We start from the raw sequence: 12,036 nt of genomic DNA, 5'->3' as shown, positions 1-12,036 counted from the left end.
CCCCTGTCACGCCCTGCCGCCCCCCCTTGTTTCGCCGCGCCCTTCTACGCCCTCGTCGCCCTCTGCCGACCCCTCTCCCTCGCATGCGGACCGTCGTGCAAAACCTCACTTCCACTGCGTCTTCACCTTTGTTTGAGCTAGAATAGGTGATTGGAACCGAACCCGCGCGACGCAACCGGATCGGAGCCGTCCTGCCCGCTTGCCGCGCGGACGGAACGCCCTTCCCACCCGTGCGGTGCGGCGCTTGACGAGACGCCGCTTAAATGATAGTAATAGAACATCAATTAACGAGAAGAGACGGAGATCGCACATCATGCTCGAACTCAAGAACCTCTCCTTCGAGGTGCCCTTGGCTGAGGGCTCGAAGGAGACGAAACGCATCATCGACAACCTGTCGCTTTCCATTCCCGATGATCGCTTCACGGTAATCACCGGCCCGAACGGCGGCGGCAAATCCACGCTGGCGAAGCTTATCATGGGCGTGGAGAAGCCCACCGGCGGGCAGATCGTCTTCAACGGCGAGAACATCACGGAGCTGTCCATCACCGAGCGCGCCAAGCGCGGCATCGGCTACGGCTTCCAGCAGCCAGCCCGCTTCAAGGGCATGAAGGTGAAGAAGCTCTTGGACATCGCGGCCGGCAAGAAGCTGCCGATGCTCGCGTGCAACGAGTACCTGGCGAAGGTGGGCCTGTGCTCGGCCAGCTACCTCACGCGCGAGGTGGACAAGAACTTGTCCGGCGGCGAGGTGAAGCGCATCGAGATCGCCACCATCCTGGCGCGCGACCCGAAGCTCGCCATCTACGACGAGCCCGAGGCGGGCATCGATCTCTGGAGCTTCGACCGCCTCACCGAGACGTTCCGCGACATCCACGAGGCGCGCGACGGGCGCTCCATCGTGATCATCAGCCATCAGGAGCGCATCATCCAGCTGGCCGACGAGATCGTGGTCTTGCGCGACGGACGCGTGGCCGAGACGGGCACGCCCGAGGACATCATGCCGAAACTGGGCTTCGTGGCGAAGGGCATCCCCGGATGCCAGCTGTCCACGCCCACCGAGCTGCACCTGACCGAGATCCCCACCACCTGCTAACCACCCCGCGCGGGCCGCTGCCGCGCGCGACGACGCGGATGGCTCACGTGAACCATCCGCTCGCTCAAAGCGCAGCAGATGCGGACCGCTTCCGATAACGAAGGAGGCCATCATGGCTGTTGATCTTTCCCCCATCGACGAGAGCCTGCTCGCCGAGATCGCCAACATACACGGCATGCCGAAAGGCGCGTTCAACATCCGCAAGGACGGGCAGCTCGTCGAGCGCCATTCGTCGGCGAACATCGAGATTGCCACGAAGACGGACAACCCCGGCATCGACATCCACATCGCGCCGGGCACGAAGGGCGAAACGGTGTTCATCCCTGTCATCGTCACGCAGTCGGGCCTGAAGGACGTGGTGTACAACACGTTCTACGTGGGCGATGACTGCGACATCACCATCATCGCCGGCTGCGGCATCCACAACGAGAGCCACCAAGCCTCCGAGCACGACGGCATCCACAGCTTCCACTTGGGCAAGAACAGCCACGTGAAGTACGTGGAGAAGCACTACGGCGAGGGCGCGGGCACCGGCGAGCGCATCCTGAACCCCGTGACGAACGTGTACATGGACGAGAACTCCACCTGCGAGATGGAGTTGATCCAGCTGCGCGGCGTGTCCTCCACCGTGCGCGACACGAACGCCGAGGTGGGCGCGGGCGCGAAGCTCGTCCTCACCGAGAAGCTGCTCACGCACGATAAGCAGACAGCTACCTCGAACATGAAGGTGGAGCTTAAAGGCGACGACTCCAGCGTGCAGGTGATCTCGCGCTCGGTGGCCCAAGACGACTCGGTGCAGGTGTTCAACCCGCTCGTCATCGGCGAGGCGGCGTGCCGCGGGCACGTGCAGTGCGACGCCATCATCATGGGCAACGCCAAGGTGAAGGCCATCCCCGGCATCGAGGCCGCCAGCGAGGACGCGCTTTTGGTGCACGAGGCTGCCATCGGCAAGATCGCCGGCGACCAGATCACGAAGCTCATGACGCTCGGCCTCACCGAAGAGGAGGCCGAGGAGGAGATCTTGGAGGATTTCCTGAACTAGCCGCGCCGCACCTGATCGGCAGGGCCACCCCTTCCCGATCCGGCCCTGCGACAAGCGCCCGAACCGGAAAACGCTCGTCGAACCCGCAAGAGGCTCGACGGGCGTTTCGCATTCCGGGGAACGGACGCTTTGCATAAGGCACCCGGAAGCGCCGCGAGCGGCGCGGAGACAATGCTTCGAAGGCGCTCAAGCGGACGACGCTGCCAAGGAGGAAGCGGCAGCCCGCGAGCCACCGTCCGCGAGCCGCCGCTTCCTCCTCGCCCTCGAGATCTGCCCATCCGCACCTTCTCCCCAAGCATTTGGCCAGCATTCAAACGGATGCTTCGTGCGAAACATCGGGGAGCAGTGGAAGGGCGGCAATCCGAGAAGGCGGCGCTCCGAAGGCGCGCCTCTCTCCGAAGCGAAGGGCTTACGCCTCGAAGCGGTCGACGAAATGCAGGATGACGGCTGCGGACGTGGGCGTGCAGCGCTCTCCCGGCAGGCACCGCTCGCACACGGGGATGCCGCGCGCGATGACGGCGGCCGTGGCCGGCGCCGGGACGGGCAGCTTGCCGTGGGCGCACACGACCGTGCCCGCCCCGGTCTGCACGCGCGTGGCCACGATCTCGACGGGATCGAGAGTTTCAACGGCCAGGCAGATGGCGAGCACGTTCTCGATCGCTTCGCCATTGCCCACCTCGTGAAAGTGCGTCTCGTCCACCGAGCAGCCGTGTGCGGCCGCCTCGGCCTCGGCGAGGATGCGGTAGATCGCGTGCATGTCGCGCTTCACGCGCTCGCTCGCGCAAAGCGCGTCGATGGTGGCCGTCACCTCTCCCAAGTCGTGGTGATGGGCGTCGGGCACGCCGGCGGCCTGCACGTCCGCACGCACTTGCGCCCGCCGCGCTTCGGGCAGGTGCAGCAGCGCTTCGGACAGAAGATGGCGGCGCGTGGCGTTCTCCTCGAGGCTCCAACGAAGCGTCGGCCTCTCCCCGGCCCCTTTTCCGCAGCCTGCGGGCGCGCCCGCATGGTTGACGAGATGGGCCTGGTAGCCCGCGCCGAAGCCGTTGTCGATGTTGACCACCGACACGCCCGACGCGCACGAGTTGAGCATGGCCAGAAGCGCCGCTACGCCGCCGAAGCTCGCGCCGTAGCCCACGCTCGTGGGGACGGCGATGACCGGGCACGACGCGAGACCGCCCACGACGCTCGCCAGCGCGCCCTCCATGCCGGCCACCGCCACCACAGCGCGCGCGGCGGCGATGTCGTCCGCATGCGCGAGCAGCCGGTGGATGCCGGCCACGCCCACGTCGTAGAGGCGCACGACCTCGTTGCCCAGCGCCTCGGCCGTCACGGCGGCCTCCTCGGCCACGGGCAGATCGCTCGTGCCGGCGGCGGCGACCACCACGGCGCCGTCGCCGTCGGGCGCGGGAAGCCCTCCGAGGAGGCCGAGGCGCGGCAGGTCCCGGTACTCGAACGGAAGCGGCACGGCGTCCTTCCCTTGGGAGAGCAGACGCTCCACCTCGGCGGCCTTCTCGGCGTCGAGGCGCGTCACGAGCACGCGCTTTTGCCCACCGTCCGCGAGCGCTCGGCAGATGCCCGCGATCTGCTCGGCCGTCTTCCCTTCGCCGTACACCACCTCGGACACGCCCTGACGCAGCCCGCGATGATGGTCGGCCTTCGCGTACCCGAGATCCGTGAACGGAGCCGTGCGCAGCGCGCGCTCGGCCTCGCTCGCGGACGCCTCCCCTTTCGCCACCCGTTCGAGCAACGCGCGCAACTCTCGCGTTTCCATAGGAACCTCCCTCGTCGTCGGTTTTTGCGCCCTCATTGAACCATCTGGAGCATACTCCATGTCAAGTGAAAACAAGGCCGGGCGCATATCGCGTCCCGGCCTTGTCGCCACATCGCGTTCGCCCCCTCAAAGAAGGGCGACGTCCTCCGGCTGCACGGCGTTCCCGCCGGCTTCGAGGGCATCGTCCTCAGAAGCGGGATCGGAGGAGTCGCCCTCCCCGGCGGTCGCGCCTTCGGTTCCGACGTCCCCGCTTTCGTCCCCGGGAACATCCGTGCCGTCCGCGTCGTCGGCATCCGCCGATGCGGACGATGCCCCCGCGGTGAGAGGCGTCGAGGACAGATCGAGGGCCTCGCCGAGCCACTTCGTCTCGATCACCGAGATCACGCCGTTTCCAGCAAGCGTGGCGAGCGCATCGGAGACGGCCGTCTTGAGGTCGGTGTTACCGTCGAGCACGCCCACGCTGTAACCGCTCGGCTGCTGCATGAGCGCTACGATCTGCACGTCGTCGCCGGCGTTGTACGCGGCGTAGGTTCCGATGACCGCATCGGCGGCGACGTACTGCACCTGGCCTGATTCCAGCTCGGAGAAGGCGTTCTTAAGGTTGTCGGTGGTGGTGATGGCGCCTTGGTCGAACTCGTTGGTGACGGCCCAGGCGCTCTTCGAGGACACCTGCGCAGCTATGGAAGGCTTCGAGGCATTCGTGGGAACCGCGGTGTTCGACGCCGTGGAAAACAGGGCGACCGCCGTGGGCAGGTACGCCTCCGACTTCCAGAACGTCGTGTCGGTGTCGGACTTGTCGATGCCCATGACGATGTCGACGCGACCGTCGGAAAGCGCCCCTTCGGGATCGGCGCCCACATCGACGATCTCGAGCTTCAAGCCGAAGCTGTCTGCCAAGGCGGCGGCGATGTCCACGTCGACGCCGACGATCTTGCCCGAATCGGAGAGCTGCCCGGCAAGCGGCGCGCTGTCCGCGTTCACGCCGACGCGCAGCGTGCCGTCCTTTCCGATGACAGGAGACGAGAGCGTCGGGGCCTTGTCGGGCGGCGTGTAGGCCTCCTTCGACGAGCAACCCGACAACGAGACGAGCAGAGCCGCAGCGCACGCGACCGCAAGACAGCAGGTCGCGAGCCTCTTCATGCGCTTCATAACCGGTGGGCCTCCATCTAGCGTGCGTTGTTTGCATGCGCTTCTTCCGACTGACCTAGTCTTTGCCCCCACACTCGCGCACCGGAGCGGAGCTTGCGCCCGTGCCCTCTCGCCCGTCGCGGCGGTATGCCGCATCGAGTAAACGGACGGTGCGTCTTACCTCTAGGATACGCCATGATCGCCGCGCAGAGCGCTGCTTACGTGGGTCCTTTCGACCGCATCTGCCGTGGACTGAGGCGAAACGCCCGCAACTACAGACTCGAAAGAAGCGCCCCTCAGTGTATCAGAACATGAAAAGTCCCGAAAGCCGCGGCGCAGAATCTGCGGCAAACCGACCTCGGTTCACGATGAGGCTCGCAATGCGGCTCGAGATGCGGCACAACGCGGCGTGCACGGCGAATCGGGGATGCACGGCAGATTGGGGGCGCAAGGGCTTGAACGCGCTCGCGATGTGACGCGCGGCAGCTTGAGGCGTGCAACGGCACACGGCGCGCGGTCGCGTGCCGAGATTCGAGCCTCACGAGGTACCTGCCGAACACGCGCGACGGCGCGCGGCGCGCGGTCGCGTGGCACGCGATGCGCGGCAGCTCGCAGCGCATGACGCTCCGGCATACGGCGCTACGCGGCGCGCGGCGAAGAGGAAATTGGGGCGGTAGCAGACATCGAGCAGACAAGGACGGATGAAGCAGCCGCCCCGAGCGATGCGAGCCGAAAAACCGGAAGGGGCCGCGCCCGATTGCGCGCCCGCCCGCCTCGACGCGCCCGCCTTCGCGCTCGATGTCCCAGATCGATCGCACGCGACCTGCGCGTCATGCCCACTCCGGATGTTTCACGTGAAACATCCGCTCTCTTCATGCCCAATGCTTCACGCGAAACATCGTTCTTCCATCCAAGAGAGAAAAGCAAGCAGCTTGAACGCGAGCGCTCGAGCGATCGCACAGCCGTCTGCAGACGCCTCAAAGCGCCGTCAGAAGAGCGCCCTCTTGGAAACCGGGAGGAAGAGGGAGGGAGAAGGAGGGGCGAGCGCCCGTCGCGCGCAAGCCCCGAATCGCCGCGGAGACGTGTTGGGAAGGCGCGCGTCGGAAACGCGTCGAAAGCATGACAGGGGCGCGGCAGAGGCGCGTTGGGGGAACGTCGGGGGCGTATCGGGAGCATAGTGGAAGCGCGTTCGAGACGCGTCGGAAGAATGTCGGCAACGCGTCGGAGACGCATTCGAGACGTATCGAGAGGGCGTCGGATGCGCGGCGGGAACGCGTGCGAATCGCGCCGGATCGAGAGGACGTCGCGCTGGAGCGCGGCTTGGAACGCGCAAGGAGGCGCGTGCTATGCTCACCCCATGACCGTCGCTGCCGAAAGACCGCCCCTCCTCCACGCCGCCCCCGCTCGGCTGCGCGAACGGCTGCTGCGCGCCGCCGAGCTTTACGGACGCGGCGCCGCCGAAGCGCTGGCCGAGACGCTGTGGCCGACGCGCTGCGCGGTGTGCGACCTGCCGGGAGAAGTGCTCTGCGACGACTGCCGGCTGCGCCTGCCCTACCTGGATTGGTGGCGCGCCTGTCCGCGCTGCGGCGCGCCGTTCGGGCGCGTGCAGTGCAGCGAGTGCAACCCCGTCGTCCTCGGAGTCGTCGGCCTCGAAAAGCCGCCGTTCGACGGCTGCGCAAGCACCGTCGTGCTCGACGACGCGACCGCGCGCATCGTGCGCACCTGGAAGGACGCCGGCGAGCGACGGCTCGTCCACGAGATGGCCTCCCTCATGGCCTCCGTCGCGCCTCCCGCATGGCTCGCCGCGCGTCCTGCGGTCGTCGCGGTGCCGGCCACTGCGGCGGCGCTGCGGCGCCGGGGGTTCGACCACGGATCCGACCTGGCCCGCGCGCTCGCGGCGCGCATCGGAGCGGATGCGCCTCCCCTGCTCGCGCGCCCCAAGGCCCGCGACCAGCGATCGCTCGGGCGCCGCGGCAGGATCGCGAACATGGAGGGGCGCTTCCTCGCGCTGCCCGGAGCGGACGCGCCCGAGACGGCGCTCATCGTCGACGACGTGTACACGACCGGATCGACGCTCTTCGCCGCCGCCCAGGCCGTACGCGCGGCGGGTGCGCGACAGGTGCTCGCCCTCACGTTCGCCCGCGTTTGGTGAGCGCGCCTCCACGCGCTCAGCCCGCGCTCCTCCGTCGAACACGATCGCGCCCGCTCCACGAAAAAGCGGCAGCCCGCGGGCTGCCGCTTCCGAACCTGGTCCGTCGCGGGCTACATCGTGCGCTCGCGTCGCGACTCGACGCCGGACGCCTCCGAGAGCTCGGCCACGTCCACCGATATGCTGTGCCTGATGGGCTTCCAGTTGCACTTCTTCACAAGCGCCACGAGCGCGATGGGGACGTAGGTGAGCATGAAGAACGGGAAGGTGAACATGTAGCGCACCTTCTTCGCCGTGGTCGAGCGGATGGAGTCCCACTCCACGAACGTGGTGAGCACGCCGAACATGAACATGAACACGAGGTAGTTCATCAGGCAGAAGCAGATGGAGGACACCGACGAGGCCACCATGATGCCCGTGGACATGGCGCCGGTGAGGCTGAGGAACACGATGATGGCGTTGAACAGCACCGACACGATGGTCAAAAGCATGCCCGGCGCGATGGTCATGAGCATGTCGTAGCACGCGAAGCGCGAGCCTTTCGGATTGGTGGCGATGCCCTTGGCCAGGCGTGCGCCGTAGTGCCAGAACACCTGGTAGAAGCCCTTCGCCCAGCGGAAGCGCTGGTTCCACGAGTCGCGGAACGTGATGGGCTGCTCGTCGTAGAGGATGGCCGTGGGCGTGTAGCTGATGCGCGTGCCCTCGAGGATGCTGTTCGCGGAGAACTCGATGTCCTCGGTGAGCAGATGCCACTTCCAACCGCCGTTTCTCTCGATGATGTCGGCGGCGACGAAAAAGCCCGTGCCCGACACCGCGCAGCTTGTGTTGAGCGTGAGGCGCGCCTGGTTGAGGAACTTCGCCTCGCGCAAAAACCACACGGCGTAGCCGGCGGAAATCCAGTTGGAGTCGTAGTTCTTGGAGTTGCGATAGCTGGTGGAGGCCTTCGCCCCGTTGTCGAAGGTCTTGTTCATCTCGCGGAAGTAGTTCACGTCGAGCACGTTGTCGGCGTCGAAGACGAAGTACGCCTCGTAGCCGCGGTCGCCGTACTGCTCGCGGATGGCCTGGAAGCCGTAGTCGAGCGCGTAGCCCTTCCCCACCTCTTTCTGGTTGAAGCGGGGAAACACGATGGCGCCGGCCTCGCGGGCCACCTTGGCCGTGTCGTCGGTGCAGTTGTCGGCGATCACGAACACGTCGATGAGCCCCGCGGGGTAGTTCTGCACCTTGATGGAGTGGATGAGGTCGCCGATGACGGCGCTCTCGTTGCGGGCCGAGATGACGGCGGCGAACTTGTGGTTGCGCTTCGCCTCGAGCTGCTTGGGCTTGCGCGTGAGCACCACGAACACGTAGTAGAGCTGATACGTGTAGCAGACCGTGAACGCGAGGAACACGCAGAAGTTGAAGATGTCGACGAACGATATCTGCGAGAAAAACTGGTCCAGCACCTTTGCTCCTTTGTCGGGCCGCCCTTCCTCCTTGCGGCCGTGCCATCGCGCGCTCCCGGCAGGGGAGCCGCGCTCTCTCCCGCGAAGCGTCTCCGCTCCCGTTCGAGGGTCGTGCAGCACCGCGAACCGCGACGCCGGGGCGCCTGCGGATCGCGCGATGCCGCGCTGTCGGTCAAACGTGAGAGATTATAGCTGCCCACCTGGAAGAAAGGTCGACGACGAAGCCCTTCGTTGCCGTTTCTTCCGTTTTCACCGAAGAAATCACCGGGAAGAACACACGCTCTGCATACGAACTCCACAAGCACCGAGTCGCACCCGCTCTTCGCGTTCGCCGAGCCCCGCAGCCCGCGCGCGCCCCCGATCGCCGTCCGTCCGTTTTATGGAACGGGCCAAGCGCCCGAGCGCCCGCACCGCCCTGTGATATTCTGAAAAGCTGTCTGAAACAATCATCCCACCGCGCTTTTTTGGAGGCACCATGTCCGAGAACCACGACATCAAAGACATCGAGCTGGCCGACGAGGGCCTCGCCCGCATCCTGTGGGCCGACCGCGACATGCCCGTGCTCGCGTCCATCCGCGAGCGCTTCGAGCGCGAGCGTCCACTTGAAGGCGTGCGCATCGGCGCATGCATGCACGTGACCACCGAGACGGCGAACCTCATGCGCGCGCTTTCGGCCTCCGGCGCCAAGGTGGCGCTGTGCGCCTCGAACCCGCTGTCCACCCAGGACGACACGGCGGCCTCGCTCGTGCGCGACTTCGGCGTGGAGGTGCACGCCGTCGCCGGCGAGGACGCCGAGACGTACGACCGCCATATCGAGGCCGTCATCGCCACCGACCCGCAGATCGTCATGGACGACGGCGCCGACCTCGACACCGCGCTGCACACGAAGTTCGCCGACAAGCTTGCAGGCGTGGTGGGCGGCACCGAGGAGACGACGACGGGCGTCGTGCGCCTCATGTCCATGGCCGCCGAAGGCGCGCTCGCCTACCCCGTGTTCAACATCAACGATGCGAGCACGAAGCACTGCTTCGACAACCACTACGGCACCGGCCAGTCCACGCTCGACGGCATCATCCGCGCCACGAACCGCCTCATGTGCGGGCGCACCATCGTCATCTCGGGCTACGGCTACTGCGGCAGCGGGCTCGCCCTGCGCGCCAAGGGCATGGGCATGCGCGTGATCGTGTGCGAGGTGGACCCGCTCAAGGCGCTCGAAGCGCACATGGAGGGCTACGAGGTCATGCCCGCGGCCGAGGCGGCGCGCTTCGCCGACGTGTGGGTGACGGTGACGGGCAACTGCAAGGTGGTGGACGCGCCCGCGTTCGAGAACATGAAGGACGGCGCCATCATCTGCAACTCCGGGCACTTCGACTCCGAGATCAACCTCGCGTGGCTGGAGGAGCACGCCGTGAAGAAGGCGGAGCTCAAGCCGCTCGTGGAGGAGTACACGCTGGCCGACGGCCGCACGGTGATCGTGCTTGCCCAGGGGCGCCTCGTGAACCTGTCGTGCGCCGAGGGGCATCCGGCCTCCGTCATGGACATGAGCTTCGCGAACCAGGCGCTCGCGGCCGAGTACCTCTTCCAGCATGCGGGCGAGCTGGAGAACAAGGTGTACGACGTGCCGGCCGCCATCGACGAGGGCGTGGCCCGCGTGAAGCTCGAAACCCTCGGCATCGCCATCGACGAGCTCACCGAAGAGCAGATCAAGTACATGAACTCCTGGAACTTCGAAACGCTGTAAGACGCGTTGCGCAAACGGGAGCGAGAAGCGCCCCATGCCGCCCCCCCAGGCAAGCAAAGGCCAAGGGCGGCATGGGGCGCTCTTGGCCTTCGCCCTTTCCTTCCCTCTTCCCTCTTGACTTCGAGTCCGCTCCAAGGAGCATACTGGACACCGACGATCAAAGGGGAGGAAATGCTCATGGAATACCGCACCGTGCCGCGCAGCGGCCAGAAAGTAAGCGTCATCGGGCTGGGCATGGGCAGCATCCATGCGGCCGACGCGAGGGAGGTGGAGGAGACGGTGCGCCTCGCGCTGGACGCGGGCGTGAACCTGTTCGACTTCATCCCCAGCGAGGCCGCGCCCTTCGAGGGCTACGCGCGGGCACTCAAAGGCCAGCGCGACCGAGCGCTCATGCAGGTACACATCGGCGCCGACTATTCCAGCGGGAAGTACGGCTGGACGACCGACGCCGCGCTTGCCATCAGCCAGTTCGAGGAGCGGCTGCGCACGCTGGGCACCGACTACGCCGACTTCGGCTTCATCCACTGCATCGACGAGGATGCCGACTTCGACCAGGTGATGAACGGCGGCATCTGGGATTACGCGTGCCGGATGAAGAAGGAGGGCGTCATCCGGCACCTCGCGTTCAGCACGCACGACGTGGGGGTGGCGCGTCGCTTCCTGGCCACGGGCGCGATGGACTGGGGCATGTTCAGCCTGAACCCCCTGTACGACTACACCGACGCGTCGGACTACGGCAAGGGCGAAGCGGATGACCGCGCGCGGCTGTACCGCGAGTTCGAGGCGGCCGGCGTGGGCATCTCGGTGATGAAGGCGTTCGCGGGCGGGCAGCTGCTGGACGCGGCGGCGTCGCCGTTCGGACGCGCGCTCACCAAGGCGCAGTGCATCCAGTACGCGCTCGACAAGCCCGGCGTGGCATCGGTGCTGCCCGGCGTGCGCGGCAAGCAGGACCTGCTGGACGTGCTGGCGTACTTCGACGCCACCGCCGAGGAGCGCGACTACTCCGTGCTGGGCGAGTTCGCGCCGCCCGCAGCCGAGGGGTCGTGCGTGTACTGCAACCACTGCCAGCCGTGCCCGCGCGGCATCCAGATAGGGCTGGCGAACAAGTACTACGACCTCGCGCGCCTAGGAGACGCGCTGGCCGCCGACCACTACCGCGAGCTGGAGCATCACGCAGGCGACTGCGTGCAGTGCGGCCACTGCGACACGCGCTGCCCCTTCGGCGTGAAGCAGGGCGCGCGCATGCGGGAGATAGCCGCCTACTTCGGCCGGTAGGGGCAGATCGAGCATCCGCGCCTGTCGGATAACGGAATCCAAGCGCACCCGACAGGCGCAAGGCATCCCCGAACCCGGCGCGCCGGCGCTCTGAAATGCGCTCGGAGCACCCTGTGCGTCGCAGCGTGGCAGCAGCGACCGCAAGAAACGCCCGAAATGGCACAGATCGCATCTTGTGCATGGATTTCCACTGCAAAACGAGCGGTCAGTCCCTTCTTCACTGGGAAAAGCCCTGTTCGCAATTTTTTTTTCGAGGGCGTTTTCGGACCGCAATGGGGGTGCGGACGTTTTTCCGGACGGCCTAGGCGGCCAGCCCCAGCCGCCTCCTGCGGCCGGCTATCGTATCGTACACCTTGCGCCCTCCCTCGTCGAACGCCTTCAGCCTCCCCTCCCGGTAC

General features: G+C 66.6%; 8 protein-coding genes. 5 read left to right on the top strand and 3 right to left on the bottom strand.

What is annotated here, in order from left to right:
- Window positions 1-313 precede the first annotated feature (313 nt).
- Both C2L80_RS11600 and C2L80_RS11595 read left to right on the top strand, forming a co-directional pair.
- Complete coding sequence (locus C2L80_RS11600) at window positions 314-1,090, top strand: ABC transporter ATP-binding protein (RefSeq protein ID WP_087196095.1); 777 nt, start codon at window positions 314-316, stop codon at window positions 1,088-1,090.
- 112 nt (window positions 1,091-1,202) lie between these two features.
- On the top strand, window positions 1,203-2,132 hold the full coding sequence (locus tag C2L80_RS11595; protein ID WP_087196096.1) for a SufB/SufD family protein: 930 nt from the start codon (window positions 1,203-1,205) through the stop codon (window positions 2,130-2,132).
- A 409-nt stretch (window positions 2,133-2,541) separates the two neighbouring features.
- On the opposite strand, the gene larB is transcribed toward C2L80_RS11595, so the two are convergent.
- Entirely contained in the window at window positions 2,542-3,903 is a 1,362-nt protein-coding gene (larB, locus tag C2L80_RS14750) for a nickel pincer cofactor biosynthesis protein LarB (RefSeq protein ID WP_224758785.1), read from the bottom strand.
- A gap of 126 nt (window positions 3,904-4,029) precedes the next feature.
- Window positions 4,030-5,052 (bottom strand): substrate-binding periplasmic protein, encoded by a 1,023-nt coding sequence (locus C2L80_RS11585; protein ID WP_087196097.1) that lies wholly within the window; start codon window positions 5,050-5,052, stop codon window positions 4,030-4,032.
- Window positions 5,053-6,388: 1,336 nt separating this feature from the next.
- On the opposite strand from C2L80_RS11585, the gene C2L80_RS11580 reads away from it, so the two are divergent.
- Window positions 6,389-7,183: a ComF family protein gene (locus C2L80_RS11580; protein ID WP_087196117.1), complete on the top strand. Its 795-nt coding sequence runs from the start codon at window positions 6,389-6,391 to the stop codon at window positions 7,181-7,183.
- A gap of 110 nt (window positions 7,184-7,293) precedes the next feature.
- Here the strand turns inward: C2L80_RS11580 and C2L80_RS11575 are convergent, their stop codons facing one another.
- On the bottom strand, window positions 7,294-8,622 hold the full coding sequence (locus tag C2L80_RS11575) for a glycosyltransferase family 2 protein (RefSeq protein ID WP_087196098.1): 1,329 nt from the start codon (window positions 8,620-8,622) through the stop codon (window positions 7,294-7,296).
- 475 nt (window positions 8,623-9,097) lie between these two features.
- On the opposite strand from C2L80_RS11575, the gene ahcY reads away from it, so the two are divergent.
- Entirely contained in the window at window positions 9,098-10,363 is a 1,266-nt protein-coding gene (gene ahcY / locus C2L80_RS11570) for an adenosylhomocysteinase (RefSeq protein WP_103263248.1), read from the top strand.
- 177 nt (window positions 10,364-10,540) lie between these two features.
- Complete coding sequence (locus C2L80_RS11565; RefSeq protein ID WP_103263249.1) at window positions 10,541-11,638, top strand: aldo/keto reductase; 1,098 nt, start codon at window positions 10,541-10,543, stop codon at window positions 11,636-11,638.
- Window positions 11,639-12,036: the final 398 nt, after the last annotated feature.

It is taken from the genome of Rubneribacter badeniensis, assembly GCF_002899695.1.
GTDB classification, from domain to species: Bacteria; Actinomycetota; Coriobacteriia; order Coriobacteriales; family Eggerthellaceae; genus Rubneribacter; species Rubneribacter badeniensis.
This window is presented reverse-complemented; position numbering and strand designations above follow the sequence as displayed.